Consider the following 25,839-nt stretch of genomic DNA (forward strand, 5'->3'; position numbering starts at 1 on the left):
ACGCTGCACGATAACGTAGCGTTTAGCTGCATTACCTCCCCACCTGTACACTGATCTCAGATAACATAAAAAAGGAGAGTCAGCCTGTATATAACACAGGCTGACTCTCCTCACCCCTCAACACTTACGCTGGATAGGGTACTTCTGTTCCATTCAAAATGAGGTGCATCCGAATTTCCGCTTTTAAGGAGTCGGATACTGCACAATATTTTTCCTTACCCATCTGAATCGCTTTCCATACACGGTAGTCTGGAATATCTCCGTCCACGTGGAATGTCAGATCAATCGCTGTAAACCCCGTTGGCATTTGTTCCTTGCGCGTACCTTCTGCATCAATATCAATTCGCTGAATGTCCGACAAAAAACGATCCAAAATCATCGTAATATCAATACCGATACATCCCGCCAGACCCGCAAGCAGCAGTTCCATCGGTGTCATCCCTTTACCATCACCGCCATAAGCCGCCGTAGCATCCATCCCTACGGAATAACCGGATGGTCCTTCCGATGTAAACGCGCGTTTGCCATGCCAAGTTGTAGATACTTTCATAATCAATTGCCTTCTTTCCATCTTAGTGATCTATGATTTATTCTCGATCTAACTTAAAATTCGCTAATTTGACGCAAAAACTTTTGTGTCCTCTCATGCTGGGGAGCATCAAAAAATGCCTGTGGCGCAGCCTCTTCCACAATGATTCCATCTGCCATAAATACAACCTTGTCGGCCACCTCGCGGGCAAATTTCATTTCATGAGTCACGACGACCATCGTCATTCCGTCTTGAGCCAACTCCCGCATAACTCCCAGCACTTCACCCACCAGTTCGGGATCAAGCGCCGATGTAGGCTCATCGAACAGCATAATCGCTGGGTCCATCGCCAGTGCACGTGCAATAGCTACCCGTTGCTGCTGTCCACCGGACAGACGAGTTGGATGCACATCCTGCTTATCCAGTAAGCCCACTCGCTTCAATAGCTGTTGTCCGATAGACATAGCCTTATCGCGCGGCATTTTCTTTACTGTCAGCAGTCCTTCAATGACATTGCCGATAGCTGTTTTGTGAGGATACAGATTGAATTGCTGGAACACCATCCCCGTCTGCTTGCGAATATCACGAATGGCCGCTTGGCGGGCACGAACAGGAGATGTAGCATCAACCTCAATCCCGTTCACCTCAAACTTGCCGGAAGACAGCTCTTCTAGACCGTTCAGACAGCGCAGCAAGGTACTTTTACCAGAGCCGCTGGGACCGAGCAATACGACGATTTCACGAGCGGCAACCTGAAAATCTATGCTTTTCAGAACCTCTACCTGTCCGAATCGTTTACCTAATCCGTTTGTTGTTATCATCATCTATCATCTCCACCTTAATAAGCTCGAGCCAGACGCTTTTCTACCCGCTCCAGTATAGCGGAGAATCCAATGCTCATAATCCAATACATCAGGGCAATTTCGAGCAGAAACGGCATGTAGAGCAAATACTGCGCCTGTAAAAGCTGTGCCTGCCGCATCAATTCACTGACCCCGATAACTGACACCAGCGACGTTTCTTTAAGCATACCCACGAACGTATTCCCCATCGGTGCAATTGCAATGCGTACCGCCTGCGGAAGAATGATACGCCACATCGTTTGACCAGGCGACATTCCCGTAGCATAAGCGGCCTCGGTCTGTCCCTGCGGTACGGCTAAAATAGCTCCACGGAACGTCTCCGATAAGTACGCCCCTGTATTAATACTGAGCGCGAGACAAGCAGCCGTTAACGATCCAAATGATATTCCGTAATCATCCAGACCATAATAAATGACCGCAATCTGCACCAAAACCGGCGTTCCCCGGATGATCGATACATACATGCGAGCCAACCAACGAATAGGTCGATTCCCCTTCAAGCGCGCTACTGCAACAATCAAACCAATAATTAGACCAAACAACATAGAAACAATCGTTATATACAGCGTATAGTAAGCACCCTTCAATAAAAAAGGGACGTTCTCCCACATTAATTCAAGCATCGTTTATATATTCCCTTCTTTCAGACGAGTAGCCCCATGTCAGCATAAAAGCCATGACTGGAGCCAGACGCCTGTAACAGGCTTACGTTATTCTTTTGGCTCCTCGCCAAACCATTTTTTGAAAATTGTTTTGTAAGTGCCGTCTTCCTTCATTTCCTTCAGAGCCTTGTTCAAAGCTTCCTTCAGCTCAGGAGTTTTCTGGTTAATAGCTACAGCCGCCTGATCCGATTTAATCGGCTCGCCTACAGCTTTAATTTGAAATCCGTTTTTGTCGATAATGGGCTTAAGAGCATACAGATTGTTAATGGTTGCATCAATACGACCAGAGTTTAGATCCTTCAATGAAGTAATAACATCATCATATGTTTTGATCTCAAAATCGCCTATCTTTGGCAGCACCTCGTTGCGCAGATAAGACTCATCATTTGTTCCCAAGCCGACACCAATGGTTTTGCCTTTAAAGTCTTCCAACGTCGTAATGTCATTGGTTTTACTGTTCACGATAATATTCACATTATTGGTGATATAGGGATCTGTGAAGTCAATGGCCTTCTTACGATCCTCTGTAATCGCCACCTGGCTAACCACTGCATCGAATTTTTTCTTTTGCAAACTTGGAATCAGTCCCGAAAATTCTTGTGCCGTGAACTCCGCTTTTACTCCAATCCGTTTCGCCAATTCTTTGGCAATATCCACATCAAACCCGTCCAACTCCTTGTTGTCGTTCAAGAAATTGTACGGCGGGTAAGTACCCATCATGCCTACCTTCATTACACCAGCCTTCTTGATGGCTTCGAGCTGATTGGCGGCTGCCTCGTTACTGCTGCCTGCTCCATTGCTAGTATTCGAAGCTTCTGGCTTTGTACCGCAAGCGCTCAGCACAAGGCTGAACAATGCCAGAGCCATGAGTGTGGTCACCAAGAATCCTTTTTTACGTGTTTTCATGTATCGTTCTCTCCTGTCTAGATGTAAATGTTTAAGTTTGTATGTGTAATTGGGCTATATTATTTGTTGCCCACTACTCATTCATGCGATGTTGATCGTCTAGCTTTGGCCTAATAGTCCGTAAAATTCAAAATTAGCAGCCTCTTCTGCCAATCTTGTAGCGGATACCTGCTTGATATGGTCATGTGTTCCCTCTGAACCGAATAGCCAGCGTATAATGACACCTTCGATCATGCTCATGAGTAGTGCTGCCCTTAATTCGACATCTAATTCGGCAGGCAACATGTTCAGCTCGATCGCTCGCTCCATATTGCGCCGGAATGCAAGCTCCATCGCAGTCCTTGTTTCACGGATGCTCTGCCTCACTGGTTCATCGACACCACTGCCGATCAGCAGCAAACCCATCAGATAACGGTTCTCGAATGCAAAATGAAATAGCCGAACAAACAGCGCTTCCGATGCCTTAACCATATCAGCCAGTGTTCCCGCATCACGGCGATACCCCTGCCCGATCGCTGACAAAAGCTGTTCACGACCTGTAGCGATAATCTCCAGCGCCAAGGCCTCTTTACTTTTAAAATGCCAATAAAATGTGCCTTGAGCTACTCCTGCCTCCACCACGATATCTGAAATCTTCGTTTGGTGATAACCCTGCTCAGCGAACCGCTTTAACGCAATGTGAAGAAGCTGTGTTCTGCGGTCTGTTTCTTCTCCCCCGTGGTCAACAGGTGAGTCATTCGAAAGGGTTTTGGGCTGCTTCGCCTTGCGTGGCTGCATGGGTTTCCTCCTCCCGATTGATCAGTCAGTCAGTTTTGTATTTTTAATCCTATAGGATAAGTATACTTTTGTCAAACGAAAAAGAGGACCTCCGAAGAGGTCCTCTGTATCCTATATATTGCTGTTATAGCAATGCTTTTGCCGCAATGTCTGTACGGTTTTGCTTGCCTTCAAAGGTAATATGAGCAGCCTGTTCGTAAGCTTTGTCCCGTGCCTCGGCAATGTCACGTCCCAAACCAACCACGCCTAACACGCGTCCGCCGTTCGTGACCCACTCACCCTGTTCGTTGATGCCTGTTCCGGCATGGAAGACGATAGCTTCGTTTGCCTGGTCCAGTCCGTGGATAGGTACTCCTTTGGCGTAAGCTGCAGGGTAACCCCCGGATGCCAGCACCACGCACACCGCAGCTTCATCCTTCCACTCGATCTCCACCTGATCCAGTGTGCCGTTCACCGCTGCGAGAAAAATATCGAGCAAATCGGATTTTAGTCGAGGTAATACGACTTGTGTTTCTGGATCACCAAAACGTGCATTAAACTCAATGGTCTTCGGCTTGCCGTCCGGCGAAATCATCAGTCCAGCAAATAAAACACCACGGAACGGGCGTCCTTCAGCAACCATAGCCTTGGCCGTCGGCTTAATAATCGTCTCAATGGCTTCCTCAATAATGGAATTGGCTATGTGAGGCAGCGGGGAATATGTTCCCATGCCACCTGTGTTCGGTCCTTTGTCACCATCAAAAACCGGCTTGTGATCTTGCGCCGCTGCCATCGGCCGTACCGTTTCACCGTCAACAAAGGAAAGAATCGACATTTCCTGTCCAGCGAGGAACTCCTCGATCACGACCTGTGCGCCCGCTTCTCCAAATACCTTTGCCACCATAATATCGGACAGAGCCCTTTCCGCTTCCTCCATTGAGTAAGCGACTGTCACGCCTTTGCCTGCTGCCAGTCCATCGGCCTTAATGACCACCGGAATCGGCTGGTCCTTTAAGTAGGCATGTGCTGCCTCATAGGTATAAAATTTGCGATAAGTTGCTGTCGGAATTTGATATTTATGCAGCAAATCTTTCATGAAGATTTTGCTACCTTCAATTTCCGCCGCATTTTTACGCGGTCCGAATACTGGGATGCCTTTGGCTTCAAAGGCATCCACAATGCCGTCTGCCAGCGGATCATCGGGGCCTACCACGACCAGTCCGACTTTTTTGGATTCCGCCAGTTCTGTCAGTGCGTCAAACTCACTCACCGGAATCGGCACACACTCCGCTAATTGTCCAATACCAGCATTACCTGGCGCACAATAGATTTGTCCGGCCTTGGGGCTTTTCTTCAGCGCCCATACAATTGCATGTTCGCGGCCGCCCCCTCCGATAACCAAAATATCCATTCAGGTGATTCCTCCCGCTCCCAGTATGATCGTTCAGGTGTGCTGCATCCACAACTCACGCAACTTAGTGCTTGAAATGACGTACGCCCGTAAAGACCATAGCAATGCCATATGCGTTAGCAACCTTGATGGATTCTTCGTCTTTGATGGAGCCGCCCGGCTGAATGACTGCCGTGATGCCTGCTTTAGCTGCCAACTCCAGCGTATCGCCCATCGGGAAAAATGCATCCGATGCCAGTACCGCACCTTTTGCTTTGTCACCGGCCTGCTCGATTGCAATCTTGGCTGCTCCGACACGGTTCATTTGTCCTGCGCCTACGCCAATGGTCATATTATCTGCCGCCAGTACGATGGCGTTGGATTTCACATGTTTAACCACTTTCCAGCTAAACAAAAGTTGTTTCAGTTCCTCCTCGGATGGCGCGCGCTCTGTTACAACCGTAAGTGCATCCGGGTCTACAGCATGAACGTCATTTTGCTGAACAACCATGCCACCTTCAATGGAAGTCACGACGAAACGGCTCTTCGCCTCAGACGGGGAAAGCTCACCCAGATCAAGCAAACGGATATTTTTCTTTTTCGTTAAAATCTCCAATGCTTCTTTCGTGAAGCCCGGTGCCAATATAATTTCCAAAAAGATTTCACTCAGTTTGTTCGCTGTATCACCATCAATAATCCGGTTAGCCGCAACGATGCCGCCAAAAATCGAAGTTGGATCTGCTGCGTAAGCTTTGCTGTATGCTTCATAAATACTGCCGCCAATTCCCACACCGCAAGGATTCATATGCTTAACTGCAACTACTGTCGGCTCGCTGAATTCTTTGACGATTTGCAGGGCTGCATTAGCATCATTGATATTATTGTAAGACAACTCTTTACCGTGAAGTTGCTTTGCTGTTGTCAGTGTACCCTTGGCCGCCAATGGCTCACGGTAAAATGCCGCCTGTTGATGAGGATTTTCGCCATAACGCAAATCCTGAATTTTTTCATAGGTTACAGTGTAACGCTCAGGCAGCGGGTCGCCTGTCACATTCGACAAATAATCGGAAATCAAAGCGTCGTATGACGCCGTATGACGGAACACTTTTGCAGCCAAACGCTTACGGGTATTTAGCTCCGTGTCGCCATCCTTACGTATTTCCTCCAGTACAGTGCTATAGTCATCAGCATCGACCACTACACTGACAAAAGCATGGTTTTTTGCCGCTGAGCGGAGCATCGTTGGACCGCCGATGTCGATATTTTCAATCGCGTCCTCATAGGTTACACCGGGTTTGGCGATCGTTTCCGCAAAAGGATACAGGTTCACAACGACCAGATCGATATAATCCAATCCAAGCTCCTTCATTTGACGCTGATGCTCTTCATTATCCCGAACAGCCAGCAAACCGCTGTGTACCGCAGGGTGGAGTGTTTTAACACGTCCATCCATAATTTCTGGAAATCCCGTTACCTCTGAAATACCGATGACAGGAATACCCTCCTTCGACAGCAAGCTGCTCGTTCCCCCTGTCGAAACGATCTCCACACCCAATTTGGACAACTCACGGCAAAACTCTACGATTCCCCGTTTATCTGATACGCTGACGAGCGCTCTTTTAATACTCACCCTGTCTCCTCCTTTAGCTCTTTCAGAATTTTGCAAATTTCTCTTCTATCAATTTATTTCCCGAGAAATATCGGAAAATGCCTGTACAGTATCCTTGTTAGGACAATGATATGACAAATTACAGTTATCTTTAGAGAAGTGAGTTCACCTTGCGGCCATTCAATTGGATTTTGCCTTGGGCCAGTCTGCCAACTACCTCAGGATATAGCTGACGTTCCACGGATTGAATAGCTGTGGATAAGGATTCCGCTGTATCATGATCGTGAACTTCCACGACACGTTGGGCAATAATCGCACCAGTATCCATCCCCCCGTCCACAAAATGGACGGTGACCCCACTTACCTTGACCCCATAGGCTAATGCCTGTCCAATAGCATCTTTCCCTGGAAATGCCGGAAGCAGCGACGGATGAATATTAATGATTTTCCCAGCGTACGCATCAACTATAACACTAGATAGCAAACGCATATAGCCTGCTAACACGATGAGATCAATCGATTTCTGCTCCAGCAAAGCCACTAATTCACGCTCATAGTCTTCTCGGGCAGGATAATCTTTAGGACGAAAAGTATGACAGGCAATTCCAGCTTTCTGTGCTCTAGCTACAGCAGGAGCCGCAGGCTTGTCACAGATGAGCAGTTCTACCGAGGCGCCGCCCAGTTCACCCCGCGCGGCCGCATCCACCAAAGACTGAAAGTTCGTCCCTTCGCCTGATGCAAAAACAGCAATCCGGTACTCGTTCATTACACCTCGGCTCCTGTAAAGGTCACGATAGAGCTGCCTTCCGTTACTTTTCCGATCACATACGCAGCTTCACCCTGTTCCTTCAGAACTTCCAGTGCGGTCTGTGCGTGCTCTGCACCGACAACGATCACCATTCCAATCCCCATATTGAAAGTCGTAAACATGTCTTTGTTGGAGATTTCGCCTTTTTCCTGCATGAGCTGGAAGATCGGAAGAATCGGCCAAGTGCCGTATTGTATATCAACATTGACGTGATCCGGTAACACTCTAGGGATATTTTCAATAAAACCGCCACCAGTGATATGCGCCATGCCTTTTACTCTTACCTTATCCAGCAATGCCAACACAGATTTCACATAAATTTTCGTAGGCTCCAGCAGTACATCGCCCAGTTTGCCATTCAAGCCTTCGATTTCATCATGCAAATCATAACCTTGCTGTTCCAATAACAGCTTGCGAACCAGTGAGAAACCATTACTGTGAACGCCACTGGAAGCTAGTCCGATTACGGTATCTCCAGGAGCAATGGAACTGCCGTTAATGATTTTGCTTTTATCTACAATCCCTACCGTGAATCCGGCAATATCATATTCGCCCTCGCTGTACATCCCCGGCATTTCTGCGGTTTCACCGCCGACCAACGCACAACCTGACTGGTGACAGCCCTCGGCAATACCGGCGACAATCGCTTCGATTTTCTCAGGTATAACCTTGTCACAGGCGAGATAATCGAGAAAAAAGAGTGGCTCCGCGCCCCCTACGACAATGTCGTTTACGCACATCGCAACTGCATCAATGCCGATGGTGTCATGACGATCCATTGCGAAAGCAAGCTTCAGCTTCGTGCCGACACCGTCAGTACCGGACACAAGTACAGGCTCCTCGTACTTATCTTTATTCAGACCGAACAACGCACCGAATCCGCCCAAGTCCGTGAGCACTTCTGGACGGAAGGTACGTTTAACGTGCTTTTTCATCCGTTCTACTGCTTCATTACCAGCAGCGATATCTACCCCTGCGTTTTTGTATGCTTCGGACATTCATGAACACTCCTTCAAATGATTGACCCTCCTAAGTCCTCCCTAGCAGGGAGGATTCCATGGGGATGCTCCCCCTGGACCCCTCAAGATTCGGTCAGATGCGTAGGATTGGGTGCTGCTTGGTGGTGGTTCGTGCTGAGCGTCGCGTGTTTTCCTTTGTGAGTTGCGGATCTTCCCGCAATTCACAAGGACACGCTTTAATGCGTGGCCGCCTTTGGTAGTGACGGCGGCAGGGGCACGTCCCGGGCTGTTTGCTTCGCAAAGGCGGGGACGTGCCGGTCAAAGAAGTGAGCAGCGCCAACGGGCGGCTTACTTCTTTGACCCTTGAGGCAGGCTGCTTCGCCCTGCCTGTTAAAAACTCATGGCATGAAATAGTTATGCCATGAGTTTTTAACGGCCTTACCTATCCTCTTCCCTGTGGGAACAGAAGAGGTACAGGCACTGCTGCAAAATGCTGCACACCTGAGGAACGCAGCGATCGTAAGAACCTCCCACACGCGGAGTGGTTCCCTCAGAACCGCCATCCCATGCCTCCATGCACCTCTGTACCTCTTTTGTTCCCTATATTAACAACTACACCCGAACTTTTCTTCGCCTTTAAAATCTACCTGTGTCGGATAATCATTATCGAAACAAGCCATGCACAAACCGCCCTTGTAATCCTGTTCGTTATGTCCGCCTACCGCGGCAATCAATCCCTCGGCGCTCATAAAATAGAGCGAATCGGCGTTAATCTCTTGCCGAATCTCCTCCACGGTTTTGGACGAAGCGATCAGTTCCCGACGGTCCGGCGTGTCGATACCGTAGAAGCACGGGTTTTTGAAAGGCGGTGAGGTAATTCGTACATGTACTTCCAAAGCGCCCGCATCCCGCAGCATATTTACGATTCGACGAGATGTGGTGCCCCGAACGATAGAGTCGTCGATCATAATGACCCGTTTACCTTCAACAACACGGCGTACGGCGCTCAGCTTCATTTTCACACCCTGCTCGCGCAGCTCCTGACTCGGTTGAATAAAGGTACGTCCAGTGTATTTATTTTTAATCATGCCCAGCTCATAGGGAATACCTGTTTGCTCTGCATAACCAATTGCAGCCGAAATGCTGGAATCCGGTACACCGGTAACCAAATCAGCATCGACAAAAGCCTCCAGCGCCAGTTGGCTGCCCATCCGTTTGCGTGCAGCATGAAGATTAGCTCCGTTCAAATCACTGTCAGGGCGAGCAAAATAAATATACTCCATCGCACACAGCGCTTTACGCTGCTTATCTTCCGTATAGCGGTCTTCGTGCAGTCCATTTTTATCAAGAATCAACAGCTCACCTGGCTCGATATCGCGCAACAGTTCTGCACCAATCGTTTCCAAAGCGCAGGATTCGGATGCAAACAGATAAGCATCTCCCAATCTGCCCATCGTCAATGGACGCAATCCGTTGGGATCAGAAGCCACAAGCAGCTTGTCATTGGTCATAATAAGGAAAGCAAACCCTCCGACAATACGCTTTAATGCATCCTTGGCAGCCTCCACTAAATCCTTGGACGACCGGGCGATCAAATGTGCTACTACTTCGGTATCGCTGGTTGTTTGAAAAATAGACCCACCCTGCTCCAGCTCATGCCGAATTTGCAAAGCATTCACGATATTTCCGTTCGTCGCTACCGCCAAATCACCATCACGATACTTGAACACCAAAGGCTGTGCATTCGTCAGCTTACTGTCTCCACTTGTCGAATAGCGCACATGTCCTATGGCAATATCGCCTGTCAACGAAGCCATTAAGTCTTTATTAAATACTTCTTTGACAAGTCCCATTCCACGATGATAATGGAATTCGTCGCCACTGCTCACACAGATACCTGCACTTTCTTCACCACGATGCTGAAGCGCGTGCAAGCCGTAATACGCTAGGGAAGCGGCATCGGAGTGTCTGTACACCCCGAATACGCCGCATTCCTCTTTTAATTTATCGAACAGCCCCTCTTTACCCGAGCCTTCATTATAATAATCTCCAGTCCACAACGTCCGTGCTGTTATTTCATCAGACATGGAATGACATCCTCCCAGATTTGCTTCAAACTGGCGACTGCCTCGTTCAAAGCGGGTTGTCCGTTCACCTCAACTGTCAATTGTGATCCTTCAACTTTTCCCAATACGGTAACTGGTACTTCCACTCCACGCAGATGTGCTTCCAACGCAGACGCTTTATCCGGTGATGCAGATAACAAAATGCGGGATTGACTTTCGCTGAATAAAGCATGATCAGGGCGCAAAGACGTTTCTACGTTAACCTGCACTCCCAATCCGCTGCTAATGCCGGATTCGGCAAGCGCTACAGCCAATCCGCCCTCTGCGAGATCATGTGCGGATTGTACCAATCCGGCCTGAATCGCTCCTAGCACCGCTGTCAGCAGTTTTTTCTCTACATTCAAATCGAGCTCAGGCGGACGTCCTTCGGATACACCGTGCACGACAGCCTGGAACTCACTACCTCCTAGCTCAGCCTTCGTCTCTCCCACTAGGAAAATGACATCGCCTTCGGCTTTGAAGCCTTGTGTCGTAATATGATCTGTATCATGTACCAGACCGACCATTCCGACTACAGGCGTCGGATAGATCGAACCTTTGGCATTTTCGTTGTACAAGCTAACGTTGCCCCCGATAACAGGTGTATCCAGTACACGGCAAGCTTCTGCCATACCGTCTACGGCTTTTTCCATTTGCCAGAAAATATCCGGTTTTTCAGGGTTACCAAAGTTCAGATTGTCCGTAATCGCCAAAGGCTCTCCACCAGAGCATACAATGTTTCGAGCTGCTTCGCTGACTGCAATCCGTCCACCTACCTCAGGGTCCAGATATACATAACGTCCGTTACAGTCCGTAGTCATTGCAAGTCCCTTGCGGGTGCCACGTACGGTCACTACAGCTGCATCCGAACCCGGACGAACGGCCGTACTGGTGCGAACCATGTAATCATATTGCTCGTATACCCATTTCTTGCTAGCTACACTTGGTGAAGATAGCACCTTTTTCAGCGCGCCGTTCAAGTCCGTTACTTCTGCATACCGAAGTGTGTCAATCGCAGCATTTTGCTCATAATAAGCAGGGACTTCGGAAGGCTTGTCATAGATCGGACACTCGTCAACTAGCGCCGTCACTGGCATATCACCCACCACTTCACCGTGATGGAACAAACGCAAACGACCGTCATCCGTCACTTTACCGACCTTGGCACAAATGACGCCCCAACGCTCGAAAATTTCAAGCGCCTGTGCTTCATCCTTTGGCTCAACCACGAACAGCATACGCTCCTGTGATTCGGACAGCATCATTTCATAAGGTGTCATGCCCTCTTCACGCTGCGGTACCTGATCCAGATACAGCTCAAGACCGTTGCCCGCCTTACTTGCCATTTCGGCACTGGAGCAGGTAAGTCCCGCTGCGCCCATATCCTGAATACCCAGTACAATACCGCTGTCGATCAGTTCCAGACATGATTCCATAACCAGCTTTTCCATGAATGGATCGCCCACTTGAACAGCAGTCCGATTCGCTTCGGATTCCTCTGTCAGCTCAACCGATGCGAAGGTAGCTCCATGAATCCCGTCACGACCTGTCGGAGGTCCCACATAAAACACCGGATTGCCGACCCCTTTTGCCACACCGCGCTGAATTTTATCATGGTCAATCAGTCCGACACACATGGCATTGACGAGCGGATTGCCCTCATAGCTTTCATCAAATACAACCTCGCCGCCTACGGTTGGAATACCGATACAGTTTCCATAGCCCGCAATACCGGATACCACATGCTCGAACAAATATTTCACACGGTCGCTCTCCAGCTTGCCAAAACGCAAAGAGTTCAACACAGCTACAGGTCTTGCGCCCATGGAGAAAATATCACGGATGATGCCGCCTACCCCAGTCGCTGCCCCTTGAAAAGGTTCTACAGCGGATGGATGGTTATGACTTTCGATTTTAAATACAACCGCTTGGTTGTCTCCAATATCTACAATCCCTGCTCCTTCACCCGGTCCCATCAGCACTCGCGGACCGCTCGTCGGGAAACGTCTCAACAACGGCTTGGAGTTTTTGTAAGCACAATGCTCTGACCACATAACACTGAACACGCCAATTTCCGTATAATTCGGCTGACGCCCCATGAAATCACAGATCAGCGCATATTCACTGTCCGACACACCCATCTGCTGATACAGTTTATGTTCGGCAACCTGCTCTGCCGTCGGTTCCTTAGCGGACACTTGCTGCGCCATGACGATCCCTCCAAGCATTCAAAATAGATGTAAACATACGTTTGCCGTCATCCGTGCCAAGCAATGCATCCACCGCACGTTCCGGATGGGGCATCATGCCCAGCACGTTACCTTGTTCATTACAAATCCCCGCAATATCCGTCATGGAACCATTGGGATTATCTTTATACGTAAATACGATCTGATTGTTCGCCTGCAAACGAGCCAGCGTCTCATCATCACAGTAATAGTTGCCTTCACCATGTGCGATCGGAATAATGATTTCTTCACCAGCAGTATAATCTCTTGTAAAAGGCGTATCGTTATTCGCAACCTGCAACACCGTATCACGGCAAAGGAATTTCATCGACAGATTACGGCGCAAAGCTCCTGGCAACAGCCCGGCTTCGGTCAAAATTTGAAAACCGTTGCAAATCCCCAAAATATATTTGCCTTCAGCAGCCGCTTTGGCTACTTCCTTCATCACCGGGGCAAACCGGGAAATCGCACCGCACCGCAGATAATCCCCGTAGGAGAAGCCTCCCGGAACAAGAATACAATCGTAAGGTGACAGATCCGTTGCAGTATGCCAAACATAATCGACAGGTTCACCGACCGTGTCCTCTATCGCCTTATAGCAGTCAATATCACAGTTGGAGCCCGGAAAAACCAGAACTGCAAATTTCATGGAATCAGCCCTCCAGTTCGTAGCGGTAGTCTTCAATGACCGTGTTGGCCAACAGCTTTTCACACATCTCGATGACGCGTTTCTCTGCACTCTCGCGGTCTGTTGTATCCAGATTGAGTTCCATATACTTACCAATTCTGACGCTGTCCACTTCTCCGAAACCCATAGAATGCAGTGCGCCTTGCACCGCGACCCCCTGCGGGTCCAAAACGCTTTGCTTAATCGTGACATAGACTGTTGCTTTCATCATGTTCCTTCAGTTCCTCCTCCGAATGAGTGAATCCTATTGGTTGAATTATGATTACTATTTACTGTGCCGTCAGACGCCGCCAAATATCCGTATATCTTGCAGTTGTTTCTTCTACGACCTCAGCAGGCAACGGATCGGGCTTGCTGTTCTTGTCCCAACCGGATGATGCCAAATAGCTTCGTACCGGCTCCTTGTCCATGCTGTCAATCTCCACATCCAGCTCATACTTTTCCTGCGCCCAAAAACGGGATGAGTCCGGGGTGAAAATTTCATCAATCAAAATCACCTTGCCATCAACAAGACCAAACTCAAACTTGCAATCCGCTAAAATGATTCCTCGCTTTTCGCAGAAAGCACGCGCAAATTCGTACAATGCCAAGCTTTTTTCCTCAAGCTCACCGGTTAGCTGGGCCCCGACCAGCTCTTTCATTTGGTGAAGGGAAATGTCCTCGTCGTGACCGACATCATTTTTTGCAGCCGGTGTAAATAAAGGCTTGGGAAAGCGTTCATTCTTACGTAGCCCCTTGGGCAATAGAATACCGTTTACCTCGCCGGTCTGCTCATACTGACGCCAGCCGCCTCCGGTAATATATCCGCGCACCACACACTCGATGTCGATGCGTTCAGCCTTCAGCGTAACCATGATCCGGTCCTTTAGCAGCTCTTTATGCTGTTCGTCGATGACATGTCCGAGCTTGTCTACATCGGTATGCACGACATGGTTTTCCAGCAGGTCTTTCGTCTGTTCAAACCAGAAAGCACTGAGCTTGTTCAATACATTTCCTTTTTCCGGTACGGGCGGCTCCAACACATAATCAAAAGCCGAAATCCGGTCCGTCACGACAATCAGAAAATGTTCTCCGAGATCATACAACTCACGCACTTTGCCTTTGTACAAGAGCGGCGCATGAATCAGACCTTCGGCGGTAGACAATGACATTTCATTACACCTCTTTCATAGAAGTTGCCCCTCCTAAATCGAACCTTTGCCCCTCCTAAATCCTCCCCTCGGGGAGGACCCCCAGGGCTGCTGCCCTCGGGACTCCCGCAAGAGTTGGCTGGTGAGCCGGGTGAGGGCGTCTATTTTGTAGCTACGGTCGGGTGAGCGCGCTCCGCTGGATGAAGCTTGTTGGCACAAGCCTCATCCAGCAACGCTTTTACGTCGGCGCGAACGGCTGGCTCAAGGCTTCGCTTCTTGAGCCTGTGCGTGCTCGTAAGGACTGCGGGCTGTTTGCTGCGCAAATTCGGCAGCCCTCACGAGCACGTGGTCTGCGATAGAAAAGCAGTGGAACACGCTTTTCCATCGCTCTTGGGAAGGTGCGGCATCTTATGTGCCGTACCTTTTCAAGTTCTGCTCCCACATGAGGGTTGGTGCTGGAAGCAGCGGAGCAGACGGAATCGTTCTGGAGAAGCGTTAGCGTTTGCCTTTGCCCCTGGATTCCAACCTTTACAGGTTTTCCAATTCAGGAATCCAGGGGCAACAGCAATCGGAAGAACGATCCGTTCGCGCAGCGGTCTCATCACGCTCCTGATCCTCTCCCAAGCGCCAACCTTCCCTCTTACTCCCCTAATCCCAGCTTTTTAAAGATCGTATCCACGTTTTTCAAATGCCAAGCTGGGTTGAACGCATCCTCGATTTCATCCGGACTGAGCACGTCAGTAATTTCAGGAGTCGCCTCGACGATTTCGCGGAACTGGCGTTGTTCTTCCCATGCCTGCATAGCACGCGGCTGCACGGTATCGTAAGCTTTTTCACGACTAAATCCCTTGTCGATGAGCTTCGTCATAATACGGCCAGAGAATGGTACACCATACGTACGCGCCATATTGCGCTTCATATTTTCAGGGAAGACCGTCAGATTTTTCACGATATTGCCAAAACGGTTCAGCATGTAGTTCAACAGCATTGTTGCATCTGGCAGAATGATGCGTTCTACAGAAGAATGCGAAATGTCGCGCTCATGCCACAGCGTTACGTTCTCATACGCCGATACCATATGCCCGCGAATCACACGTGCCAGACCGGAGATGTTTTCACTTCCGATCGGATTGCGTTTATGCGGCATTGCGGAAGATCCTTTTTGACCCTTAGCAAAAGCTTCTTCCACCTCGCGGAATTCACTCTTTTGCAATGCACGGACTTCTGTAGCAAACTTGTCCAACGATGTGGCGATCAACGCCAACGTGGCCATATATTCAGCATGGCGATCACGCTGAAGCGTTTGTGTAGAAATCGGAGCAGGCTTGGTGCCCAGCTTGCGGCATACGAATTCTTCCACAGCCGGGTCAATGTTGGCATATGTTCCGACTGCACCGGACATTTTACCGTATTGCACCTGGTCAGCAGCATAGCGGAAACGTTCCAGATTGCGCTTCATTTCCTCGTACCACAGGCCCATTTTCAGTCCGAATGTGGTCGGCTCAGCGTGCACTCCATGTGTACGTCCCATCATCGGTGTGTGCTTGTAAGCCAATGCCTTTTCCTTCAAAATCTCAATAAAATTCAGAATATCTCGTTCCAGAATTTCATTCGCCTGTTTTAACAAATAGCCCAGTGCTGTATCGACCACGTCTGTGGAGGTTAGACCGTAATGCACCCATTTGCGCTCGTCGCCAAGACTTTCGGACACTGTGCGGGTAAAAGCAATGACATCATGTCTTGTTTCCTGCTCAATTTCATAGATCCGTTCAATATCAAAGCTTGCATTTTTGCGCAGAGCCACGGTATCTTCTTTTGGGATAACACCTAACTCAGCCCATGCTTCACAGGCACACAGTTCTACTTCCAGCCAAGCTTTGAATTTATTTTCTTCCGTCCAAATCGCTCTCATTTCCGGTCTGCTATAGCGTTCGATCATGACTATTTATCCCCCCAAATATTGGTTTGATCAATCCATTCCAGCGCTTGTTCCGTATCCTGGCACAACAGATTAATATGTCCCATCTTCCGGCCTGGCTTGGCTTCACTTTTTCCATACAAATGCAGCTTCGGTACAACACTCAATCTTTCAGCTTCAGCATCTGTTCGTCCGAACCGCCGAATTACGTTCTCCAAATGCTCACCTAGTACATTGACCATCACGACCGGAGTCAGAAGTTTCGTGTTGCCTAGTGGCAAACCACAAATCGCACGTATATGCTGCTCAAACTGCGATGTGGCGCATCCCTCCATCGTGTAGTGGCCGGAGTTATGGGGACGTGGTGCCAACTCATTAACGTACAATTGTCCATCTTCGGTGACAAACATCTCCACAGCGAGCAGCCCCACCGCATCCAATGACTCCGCCACAGCCAGCGCCAATTTGCGTGCTTCTTCCTGGACAGGTTCAGGTACGCGTGCGGGTACAATCGACGTGTGCAAAATGTTGTTCACGTGAATGTTTTCCGCAGGCGGAAAGGCTTTGGCTTCACCGTTCGTGCTGCGAGCTACAATCACCGAGATTTCGCAGCGAAAACGGATGAACTGTTCCAACACCAGTTCCGAACCGCTTCCAGCCAGTTGCTCGTAGGCATTCGTGGCTTCCTCCGATTGGCGAACGACCACTTGGCCCTTGCCATCATAACCGCCGACTGCTGTTTTGAGCACACACGGTACACCCAGTTCGGCTACCGCTTGAACCATATCGGCAGAACTGCTAATTTCACGATATGGAGCGACAGGAACACCAGCTGCTTCAATAGCACGTTTTTCACGCAGACGATGCTGTGTCGTGTACAAAAGACTACTGCCCTGCGGTACACTGGATTCCTGTTCCAAAAGCGCGGCTACACCTGCATCCACATTTTCAAACTCATACGTGATCACATCACACCGTGCAGCCAGTTCTCTGGCCGCGCGTTCATCATCATAGGCAGCACGGATTTGTTCTGACACCTGTCCACACGGACTATCCGGTGCAGGGTCCAGTGTTACGAAGCGATAGCCTAGGTTTGTTCCTGCCAGTACAAGCATTCTTCCTAGTTGTCCGCCTCCCAAAATTCCAATCACTGTGCCAGGAGGGCGGATTCGGCCTGCCGATTCACATGCTTCATTCATAGCGAGTCACTGCCTTCCAGTACCTCGTCACGGATACGGTCGCGTCTTGCCACAACCCGCTGACTTATCTTTTCGTCAAAAGCACCTAATATTTGTGCAGCCAGCAACCCTGCGTTGGTAGAGCCTGCCTTACCGATTGCCACAGTGGCGACTGGAATACCACCCGGCATCTGCACAATGGAGAGCAGGGAGTCCAGACCATTCAGAGCCTTCGACTGGACAGGCACGCCAATTACTGGCAAGGATGTCTTCGCAGCCACCATTCCCGGCAGATGTGCAGCCCCGCCCGCTCCAGCAATAATGACCTTTAATCCGCGCCCGGCGGCCTCTTCTGCAAAACGAAACATTAAATCCGGTGTACGATGGGCTGAAACTACTTTTTTCTCATATCCGATTTCAAGCTCGTCCAGCACAGCACATGCATGTTGCATGGTGTCCCAGTCTGATGTGCTGCCCATAATCACAGCGACCTGCACTGACATGTCCTTCACTCCCTGTTTATCAATAAGCGCCAAAAATCCGGCACTCGAAAATAACGTTATTTTCAAGACACCGGACTACGAAAAAACAAACGACAGAGCCTCTTAAAGGCATGCCAAAAGCAAGCCTGTTCCACCGCATCCAATGCGGCTTCAGCCGTATGTCTCCCGTAGTCCGGAAATTTAAGGTTTCCAGGTAGAAACTTCCGGGCCATATCCCCGGCATTATACGAGTCAGGATTGTGCTTACTCCATACCCAACGATATACTTTCCTAGCGTAATCGTGGTGAGTTTCGGCTCCAACATGCGTACCTAATTAAATTGTACCTAAAGTTCATTTTTTATCGACAATACACTTCATAGTTTAACAATTCCCTACACCCTGTGTCAACTTGAAAACGAACATTGTCATAATGATACAATTTAATGTTCGTGTTTAACAAAAACCAAGCCCTTTATATGCACACCTCGGGACTATTGTATTACATTTAGCTATCTCTCTACCTACACTGATAACGGCCAGCAATACATCTTACTAACAAAAATAAAAAGCCGGCACTTCCTGTACAGGTAGTGATCCGACTTTTACTTTTTTTATTTCGTTATTTTACGACCAGCACGGGGATACGTGCATGCTGCACCACATTGTGACTTACGCTACCTAAGACAAATTCACGAATACCACCCAAACCGCGACTGCCGATCACAATCACATCGAAGCCATTCTCATTGGCATAATCCAAAATGACTTCGGCCGGCGAACCTTGAATCAGTTCCACCTTGGCATCTACACCTTGCTCAGCAAGCCGCTTTTTAACTTCATCCGTAGTTTGCTCAGCCAAATCATAATACTCTTTATTCACCGAAGCTGGAATTGGAGCCAAGCCTTCGCCCATAAAAATCCGCGGGAAATCGAATGCTGTTACGACCTCAAGCTTCGAGGAGGGTGATGCCTTCACCAATTCAGCCGCCTTCAATAAAGCTTTGTTGGATGCATCCGAACCGTCATAAGCAAGCAACACTTTTGAAAATAGCATAATACGCACCTCTTCCGAATTCAGTTTGTTAAATCAAAGCCTGAAATTATGTATTCCTGTAGTTGTTCACTTTCATTACATCATGTAATGGCTGAGAATAGTCTTCTCAATCATCATTAAACTTCCCTATGGGAAGCTAAACTCCCAGCCTTACCGTAAAAAATACCCATAGAGCAATGCGTTAATGAATAGCAACGCAGGAATACCTAATCTGAAGGTCATATGCCGTGTTTTATGGCGCTTGCGGTACATCGCAATGAGTACACCCAATGCGCCCCCGATCAGGGCCAGCAAAAACAACGTCCGTTCAGGTACACGATCACGGTGTTTACGTGCTCTCTTTTTATCTTCCGACATTACCAGATAGCCTACTGCATTGATGAACAGCAGCCATACCAACAAGCCTGTCTGCAATGTCTCCCCTCCTTTTGCACACCGTACCAGTTTCAGGTATTAGGACTTATATAGAGCTCTCTCCTTCATTATAACCTCACCCCTTTTATAGAAACAACGCCTTCTCTGACTGGGAAAACGTTTTTGCGGAAATAGTAACGGTGTATGAGGGCAATTCCCGAGTGCATCTATTTTGTCTTAAAGGAGGAACTACGATGGAAAGCACCCATGAGTACGTTGAAAAGCTACGAGAAAATGCAAAAAAGGCAGAACGTAACCGTAAACAAGGAAAAGGAACCCCCAGCGCCAGCTTGCCAACAAAACAGCACAGCAAAAACCCCTGATCATGGGAACTGTATTCAACTGTAGAACCATGTAAATACCGTAAGACATCAACTTCATCTTGTCACTCTCATTCAATGAAATTAAAGGTAGGTAAACTCAGTTGTTCACCTTTTATCAAAAGCAACAAGCAGACTCCTTATGAGATTTCTGCTTGTTGCTTTTGTTTTCAAATCTTTTCCATCCAGGTATAATTAAAGCGATTACATATAATAAAGATGAGTTTTAGAGTCATATTATCTAACATATATATTGACTAAAGGCGATTTCACACCCTATAATGCGTGATATTAACGTTATTCGACAAAGTATTTGTCAGTTAATCTATCATTAAATTTCGAGGTTTAAGATTGGAGAGGAGCTTTATATGACTAACATGAAAAAAATGACAATGATTCCCCTGTTGGCCAGCTTTATTCTCGGAAGTACCTTATGGAGTGGTGGATTTACTGCTAACGTTGCGGCAGCAGCTACAACCAATACCACGTTATCTACTTCTAGCACTACAACTTTGGACAAATCTGATAAGCCACAAACTAATCACTTGCCCAATATTAAAATACTGGCCACAGGAGGAACCATTGCAGGGTCATCCTCCGTCAACACAGATACAACCGGCTACAAAGCAGGCGCATTAGGTGTTGAAACCTTGATCAATGCCGTTCCTGAGATGAAAAGTATTGCAAATGTCAGTGGTGAGCAAGTGGTTAACGTAGGTAGCCCCGATGTTAATAATGAAATCCTCTTAAAACTTGCCAAACGCACCAACGAACTGCTTGCCAGAGACGATGTGGACGGTATTGTCATTACCCATGGTACAGATACATTGGAAGAAACGGCATACTTCCTCAATCTTGTCGTTAAGAGCGATAAGCCTGTAGTTGTTGTTGGCTCTATGCGCCCCGCTACTGCCATCAGTGCCGATGGTCCATTCAACCTTTATAATGCTGTAAAAGTTGCCGGAGCTTCGGCCTCCAAAGGCCAGGGTGTACTCGTATTGCTGAACGATCGCATCGGTGCAGCAAGATATATCACAAAAACGAATACAACAGCAGTCGATACGTTCAAGTCTGTAGAGCAGGGATACCTTGGAGCTGTAGTAGGCGATCAGGTATACTACTACAACAAATCTACTCATAAGCACACGACTTCTTCTGTATTCGATATCTCTAATCTCACCCAGCTACCACAAGTAGATATTTTATACGAATATCAAAACAACGGTCGCTACCTGTATGATGCAGCCGTAGCAGCTGGTGCCAAGGGCATAGTGGTCGCTGGTTCCGGTAATGGCTCCTTGTCCAAAACCTCCTCAGAAGGCGCAGAGGCCGCAGGTAAAAAAGGAGTGATTATTGCCCGCTCTACCCGCGTAGGAAGTGGAGTTGTGTCCCCGTCGACAAAAGACGCAGCTTCGAACTTTGTGTCCACTGATTCGCTCAATCCGCAAAAAGCACGGATTTTGCTCATGCTCGCTTTGACCCAAACGCACGATGTGAACCAAATTCAATCTTTCTTTAATGAATACTAAGAGCAGTCATTCCAAGTCAAATAAATACAACTTCCTTATTATGAAAAAGAAGCAGCAGTTACGGTTGACCGCCGTACTGCTGCTTCTTTTATGCAAGAAAATAGAGTCTGGGACCGATAACTAATTTATCTGGTTTCCAATCGTTCTGGTCTTATACAGCCATTCGTTTTCCCTTACAGGCAGCATCAAGACTGCTGTTTGGGAATCCCATTCAAGCTTGGAGGATATTTAGCTTGCTTCTCTGGATGGGCAGCGATTTCTTCCTCCAGTATACTTGATTTATTTTGCTGATTATTGATTTTAAGCGGCTTATGCTTGGGCATAAATACTCACCTCCTCGGATTACCATGCCAAGGAGTAAGCTTTTTTATACCGACATACGCCTGCTAATTGTGTAGCTTATAGCACGTTCTGGCCAATCTTTATTCGCCCTGCTTTTGCTCCATTGCTGCTTTTAACAAATCCCCCAAACTGGAGCCAAAGGAATCCTTCTTTTCAAACTGTTTTACTAGCTTTTGCTGTTCCCGTTTGTTTACCCGTTGCTTGTCCTTATCCAGCGTCTCCGTAATGCCGCAGGGTAAGCATCTTACATACAGACCTGCTTTGCCCTCTTTCATTTCCATTTTTTTATGACACTGTGGACAACGTCGATTGGACAAGCGTTTTTCCCCTGAACGACGGTAACCACAATCCGCACTTGGACATACAAGGAACTTGCCTTTCTTCCCTTTTTTCTCCAACAACTTTGTACCACAATCCGGACAATGGCTATTCGTTACGTTATGGGGTTTGTACTCCGCGCTGCTATTTTTCACAGTAGAAACCAATTCTTTCGCCATAGCACGGATAGAATTCAAAAATGGCTCAGGTTGTCCTTGACCACGGGCAATCCGTTCCAACTCCGCTTCCCAACGTGCCGTCAATTCGGGCGTTCGTAGCTGTGGAGCCGCCAATTCGATCAGTTGCTTGCCTTTGCCAGTTGGATGCATCACGTTCCCCTGGCGCTCTATCGTATCAGAGCTGACGAGTTTCTCGATCAGATCTGCACGAGTAGCTGGTGTACCCAAGCCATGCTTTTCCATCTGAGCGAGCAGGGCTGCTTCTGTATAACGCTTCGGCGGCAACGTTCGTCCAGCTCGTACAATACAACGCTGCAATTGGACGGAGTCTCCTTTTTTCAGCTCAGGCAAAATAACGCCCCGTCCATTATTTTCACGATCTTCTATCTCTTCATCGTCCAATTCATAATGACTTTCGTCATATACAGCACGCCAACCGCTATCTTTTATGGTTGTACCTTTGACCTGAAATGTTTCCTGCCCCACCATGACCGATACAGCTACAGCATCATAACGTGCAGGTGGGTAGAACAGACTGATAAAACGGCGCGCAATCAGATCATACAGTTTACGTTCCTCTGGGCTTAGCTGATTAAGCAATAATGTCTGCTCAGTAGGTATAATCGCATGGTGATCTGTGACTTTACTATCATCCACAACTCGCTTTGTGATTGGCAATTTGTTACGCAATAGCGGACGTGCTAAGGAAGCATACGGACCCACTGCTACGCTACTGAGTCTTTCCTTAAGTGAATCCACCATATCGGATGTAAGATAACGGCTATCTGTACGTGGATAAGTCACCAGCTTATGCTGCTCATACAGACGCTGAAGAACATTGGACGTCTGTTTGGCTGAGAAGCCATAGCGCTGGTTAGCATCTCGTTGCAGCTCAGTTAAGTCATACGCCAGCGGGTGAGGCTCGTTTTTTTCACTCTTTTTAACACTCACAACTGTACCTTTGGCCCCCTCAAGCCTGTGGCGCAAAGTCTCTGCCTGAGTACGGTCAAACATACGTGAATCCCCATTTTCTGCCCGCCATGTTGCCTGAAAATGACCAAAATCCGCCGTCAAAGTATCATATTCCTGAGAACGAAACTGAGTGATCTCTTTCTCACGTTCCATAATCATCCCCAGTGTCGGTGTCTGTACCCTTCCAGCCGAAAGCTGAGCGTTATAACGAACCGTTAACGCGCGGGTTACATTGAGACCAATCATCCAGTCTGCTTCAGCCCTACAGCGAGCCGATTCATATAAACGATCAAACTGCTGGCCAGGCAATAATTTCGCGAAACCTGCCTTAATTGCCTTATCCGTCTGCGAGGAAATCCATAAGCGTCGGAAAGGCTTTTTCCAGTTTGCCATTTGTATAATCCATCGTGCCAGCAGTTCTCCTTCACGAGCAGCATCTGTTGCCACGATAAGTTCTCCAATGTCCTGTCGTTTCATAAGCTGCTGTACAGCTTTGAACTGATGATTACTTTCCCGCAATACCTTTAACTTGGAGTTCTTCGGAAGAATGGGTAAGTCCTCCAAGTTCCAAGTCGCATACTTAGAATCGTAATCCTCAGGCTCTGCTAATCCGACCAAATGACCCAAAGCCCATGTCACTACATACTTAGGTCCTTCTATATAACTTTTATGCTTCTCTCGGCTGCCCATCACACGTGCAATCTCTCTGGCCACGGATGGTTTTTCTGCCAATACCAATACCTTCATGTTACGCTCCTTTCTCTCATAATGTTAATTATACCATCCTGCCATCTTACGATAAATCTAATGCCAACCAACGTCTCTTTATCAACATGATCTTTACACACTATTACTATTGCTTATGCATTAGACAGCTTATAAATCAGGCACACTCCATTTTAATAGCAGACCCGCATACGTCAGGCCTCCCCCGAATCCATATAACACCACATGTTGTCCATATCTTAAACGCCCATCATCCAATCCACACTGTAAAGCCAACGGAATGGACGCCGCCGAGGTATTGCCATAAAACTCTACACTCGTCAGCGTTTTTTCTAAAGGCACTGTACTTTTTTCACATATGGACTCAATCATTCTCAGATTAGCGCTATGAGGTACAAACCAGTCAAGTTCTTCCTTCTCCATATTTGCCTTATCCATTAATCTTTCGATGCCAGCTGGAACAGAGCGTACAGCCCATTTATAAACCTCACGTCCATTTTGAGCAATAAAACCATTATCTTGCAGCTTCTCTCCATCCAAATAGTTAGATAATCCTGCGCGGTAAAGATGTGCTCCACCTTGCCCAAAGGTTCCTATATCTGCGGTCAAAAATGATCCTTCATCCTCGTCATATTCAACAAGTGCGACTCCTGCTCCATCTCCAAAAAGAACACATGTCGTCCGGTCGGTATAATCTGTAATTTTGGATAATGTTTCGGCTCCAATCACTAGAACCTTACGATGTAGACCACCCGTAATAAGACCATTCGCCAAATGAAGTCCATAGGCAAAGCCTGCGCATGCAGCACTAACATCCATTGATCCTGTATTTGGAATATTAAAATAAGCCTGAATACGGGAAGCCGTACTTGGAAAATAGTAATCAGGTGTACTTGTCGCTACAATGATCATGTCAACATCGTTCACATTTACGTTATAAAGGTTAACCATACGTTTAATAGCTTGTATACATAAATCAGATACGTACTGATCTTCAGCCGCGATTCGTCGTTCCCGCATACCCGTTCGTTGTACAATCCACTCGTCACTAGTTTCCACAAGTTTCTCCAAGTCGGCGTTTGTTAAAATCCGTTCAGGTACATAAGTGCCAAGGGCCGTTAACTTTGCTTTTGAATTCAACATTCTGATCACTCTCCTTTATAATCCTTATTTATATTATAACACCAGATACTAATACCTGGTACTAATTTTCTTGAAAAAATGTCTATCTATTTACTAGCTAATATCCACAGATTCAGTCGAACTTATAACTAACTTACTCTAATAAAAAATTCTACTGATATTTAACACAAAAAAAGATCATGATCTCAGTGAGATCATGATCTTTTTTACTTGTTGCTTGGCAACGTCCTACTCTCCCAGGACCCTGCGGTCCAAGTACCATCGGCGCTGGAGGGCTTAACGGTCGTGTTCGGGATGGGTACGTGTGGAACCCCTCCGCTATCGCCACCAAACATGAATTTGCCTCGCAAATTCTAACTTCAAGGTTACACCCTGAAAACTGGATCCGAAACTTCCTTGCGCCTTATCTTAGGATAAGCCCTCGACCGATTAGTATTGGTCAGCTCCATGCATTACTGCACTTCCACCCCCAACCTATCTACCTCGTCGTCTTCAAGGGGTCTTACATACTGGGAAATCTCATCTTGAGGGGGGCTTCACGCTTAGATGCTTTCAGCGCTTATCCCTTCCGTACATAGCTACCCAGCGGTGCTCCTGGCGGAACAACTGGTACACCAGCGGTACGTCCA

Annotated in this window: 24 protein-coding genes, 2 rRNA genes and 1 riboswitch; of the genes, 2 read left to right on the forward strand and 24 right to left on the reverse strand. The window is 47.8% G+C overall.

The genetic code is table 11. From position 1 onward, the window contains the following. Positions 1-124: 124 nt before the first annotated feature. The 19 genes from OIU26_RS10375 to OIU26_RS10465 all read right to left on the reverse strand — a co-directional run bounded on the left by OIU26_RS10375 (position 125) and on the right by OIU26_RS10465 (position 19,681). Entirely contained in the window at positions 125-550 is a 426-nt protein-coding gene (locus OIU26_RS10375; protein ID WP_013369486.1) for an OsmC family protein, read from the reverse strand. 53 nt (positions 551-603) lie between these two features. Beyond that, positions 604-1,353 carry an amino acid ABC transporter ATP-binding protein gene (locus OIU26_RS10380; protein ID WP_436449086.1) on the reverse strand — a complete coding sequence of 250 codons (750 nt, stop codon included), beginning with the start codon at positions 1,351-1,353 and terminating at the stop codon, positions 604-606. A gap of 14 nt (positions 1,354-1,367) precedes the next feature. Further along, entirely contained in the window at positions 1,368-2,015 is a 648-nt protein-coding gene (locus OIU26_RS10385; protein ID WP_264216758.1) for an amino acid ABC transporter permease, read from the reverse strand. A gap of 87 nt (positions 2,016-2,102) precedes the next feature. Beyond that, complete coding sequence (locus OIU26_RS10390) at positions 2,103-2,960, reverse strand: transporter substrate-binding domain-containing protein (protein WP_129548715.1); 858 nt, start codon at positions 2,958-2,960, stop codon at positions 2,103-2,105. A 99-nt stretch (positions 2,961-3,059) separates the two neighbouring features. Further along, complete coding sequence (locus OIU26_RS10395) at positions 3,060-3,737, reverse strand: TetR/AcrR family transcriptional regulator (protein WP_090736855.1); 678 nt, start codon at positions 3,735-3,737, stop codon at positions 3,060-3,062. 124 nt (positions 3,738-3,861) lie between these two features. Beyond that, positions 3,862-5,127 (reverse strand): phosphoribosylamine--glycine ligase, encoded by a 1,266-nt coding sequence (gene purD, locus OIU26_RS10400; RefSeq protein ID WP_165082820.1) that lies wholly within the window; start codon positions 5,125-5,127, stop codon positions 3,862-3,864. A gap of 64 nt (positions 5,128-5,191) precedes the next feature. Then, positions 5,192-6,736, reverse strand: coding sequence for a bifunctional phosphoribosylaminoimidazolecarboxamide formyltransferase/IMP cyclohydrolase (gene purH / locus OIU26_RS10405; protein WP_040102112.1), 1,545 nt, complete (start codon positions 6,734-6,736; stop codon positions 5,192-5,194). Positions 6,737-6,866: 130 nt separating this feature from the next. Further along, positions 6,867-7,481 (reverse strand): phosphoribosylglycinamide formyltransferase, encoded by a 615-nt coding sequence (gene purN / locus OIU26_RS10410; RefSeq protein WP_264216759.1) that lies wholly within the window; start codon positions 7,479-7,481, stop codon positions 6,867-6,869. Further along, complete coding sequence (gene purM, locus OIU26_RS10415; RefSeq protein ID WP_264216760.1) at positions 7,481-8,521, reverse strand: phosphoribosylformylglycinamidine cyclo-ligase; 1,041 nt, start codon at positions 8,519-8,521, stop codon at positions 7,481-7,483. The genes purN and purM overlap by 1 nt, the downstream gene beginning before the upstream one ends. A 566-nt stretch (positions 8,522-9,087) precedes the next feature. Continuing rightward, positions 9,088-10,569: an amidophosphoribosyltransferase gene (gene purF / locus OIU26_RS10420; protein ID WP_264216761.1), complete on the reverse strand. Its 1,482-nt coding sequence runs from the start codon at positions 10,567-10,569 to the stop codon at positions 9,088-9,090. After that, the gene (gene purL, locus OIU26_RS10425; protein WP_165082828.1) at positions 10,554-12,797 is read right to left on the reverse strand and encodes a phosphoribosylformylglycinamidine synthase subunit PurL; all 2,244 of its coding nucleotides are present in this window, start codon (positions 12,795-12,797) and stop codon (positions 10,554-10,556) included. Before purL ends, purF begins: the two co-directional genes overlap by 16 nt. Then, on the reverse strand, positions 12,775-13,464 hold the full coding sequence (gene purQ / locus OIU26_RS10430) for a phosphoribosylformylglycinamidine synthase subunit PurQ (protein WP_040102116.1): 690 nt from the start codon (positions 13,462-13,464) through the stop codon (positions 12,775-12,777). Before purQ ends, purL begins: the two co-directional genes overlap by 23 nt. A 4-nt stretch (positions 13,465-13,468) precedes the next feature. Beyond that, positions 13,469-13,714 carry a phosphoribosylformylglycinamidine synthase subunit PurS gene (gene purS, locus OIU26_RS10435; protein ID WP_007428837.1) on the reverse strand — a complete coding sequence of 82 codons (246 nt, stop codon included), beginning with the start codon at positions 13,712-13,714 and terminating at the stop codon, positions 13,469-13,471. A gap of 58 nt (positions 13,715-13,772) precedes the next feature. Continuing rightward, positions 13,773-14,654, reverse strand: coding sequence for a phosphoribosylaminoimidazolesuccinocarboxamide synthase (locus tag OIU26_RS10440; RefSeq protein ID WP_264216762.1), 882 nt, complete (start codon positions 14,652-14,654; stop codon positions 13,773-13,775). 619 nt (positions 14,655-15,273) lie between these two features. After that, the gene (gene purB / locus OIU26_RS10445) at positions 15,274-16,572 is read right to left on the reverse strand and encodes an adenylosuccinate lyase (RefSeq protein WP_013369469.1); all 1,299 of its coding nucleotides are present in this window, start codon (positions 16,570-16,572) and stop codon (positions 15,274-15,276) included. 2 nt (positions 16,573-16,574) lie between these two features. Beyond that, the gene (gene purK / locus OIU26_RS10450) at positions 16,575-17,750 is read right to left on the reverse strand and encodes a 5-(carboxyamino)imidazole ribonucleotide synthase (protein ID WP_264216763.1); all 1,176 of its coding nucleotides are present in this window, start codon (positions 17,748-17,750) and stop codon (positions 16,575-16,577) included. Next, positions 17,747-18,232, reverse strand: a complete 486-nt coding sequence (gene purE / locus OIU26_RS10455; RefSeq protein WP_013369467.1) for a 5-(carboxyamino)imidazole ribonucleotide mutase — start codon at positions 18,230-18,232, stop codon at positions 17,747-17,749. Before purE ends, purK begins: the two co-directional genes overlap by 4 nt. Before the next feature lie 148 nt (positions 18,233-18,380). Further along, a riboswitch (purine riboswitch) is annotated at positions 18,381-18,482 on the reverse strand. 350 nt (positions 18,483-18,832) lie between these two features. After that, a complete protein-coding gene (locus OIU26_RS10460) occupies positions 18,833-19,267 on the reverse strand; it encodes a universal stress protein (RefSeq protein WP_013369465.1) in 435 nt (144 codons plus the stop codon). 150 nt (positions 19,268-19,417) lie between these two features. Further along, a complete protein-coding gene (locus tag OIU26_RS10465; protein WP_013369464.1) occupies positions 19,418-19,681 on the reverse strand; it encodes a DUF1294 domain-containing protein in 264 nt (87 codons plus the stop codon). Between the two features lie 194 nt (positions 19,682-19,875). On the opposite strand from OIU26_RS10465, the gene OIU26_RS10470 reads away from it, so the two are divergent. Together OIU26_RS10470 and OIU26_RS10475 are read left to right on the forward strand one after the other, a co-directional pair. After that, entirely contained in the window at positions 19,876-20,004 is a 129-nt protein-coding gene (locus OIU26_RS10470) for a DUF4023 family protein (protein ID WP_013369463.1), read from the forward strand. 365 nt (positions 20,005-20,369) lie between these two features. Next, positions 20,370-21,530 (forward strand): type II asparaginase, encoded by a 1,161-nt coding sequence (locus OIU26_RS10475; protein ID WP_165082836.1) that lies wholly within the window; start codon positions 20,370-20,372, stop codon positions 21,528-21,530. A 185-nt stretch (positions 21,531-21,715) separates the two neighbouring features. On the opposite strand, the gene OIU26_RS10480 is transcribed toward OIU26_RS10475, so the two are convergent. The 5 genes from OIU26_RS10480 to OIU26_RS10500 all read right to left on the reverse strand — a co-directional run. Further along, entirely contained in the window at positions 21,716-21,853 is a 138-nt protein-coding gene (locus tag OIU26_RS10480) for a hypothetical protein (protein ID WP_016819760.1), read from the reverse strand. A 99-nt stretch (positions 21,854-21,952) separates the two neighbouring features. Further along, positions 21,953-24,088 (reverse strand): DNA topoisomerase III, encoded by a 2,136-nt coding sequence (locus tag OIU26_RS10485; protein ID WP_264216764.1) that lies wholly within the window; start codon positions 24,086-24,088, stop codon positions 21,953-21,955. Between the two features lie 129 nt (positions 24,089-24,217). After that, a complete protein-coding gene (locus tag OIU26_RS10490; protein ID WP_264216765.1) occupies positions 24,218-25,210 on the reverse strand; it encodes a ketoacyl-ACP synthase III in 993 nt (330 codons plus the stop codon). A 215-nt stretch (positions 25,211-25,425) separates the two neighbouring features. Continuing rightward, positions 25,426-25,542: ribosomal RNA gene (rrf, locus tag OIU26_RS10495) — 5S ribosomal RNA — on the reverse strand. A gap of 77 nt (positions 25,543-25,619) precedes the next feature. Then, a 23S ribosomal RNA gene (locus OIU26_RS10500) occupies positions 25,620-25,839 on the reverse strand; the annotation flags it as partial.

The organism is Paenibacillus sp. BT-177, assembly GCF_025846815.2.
GTDB lineage: Bacteria > Bacillota > Bacilli > Paenibacillales > Paenibacillaceae > Paenibacillus > Paenibacillus polymyxa_C.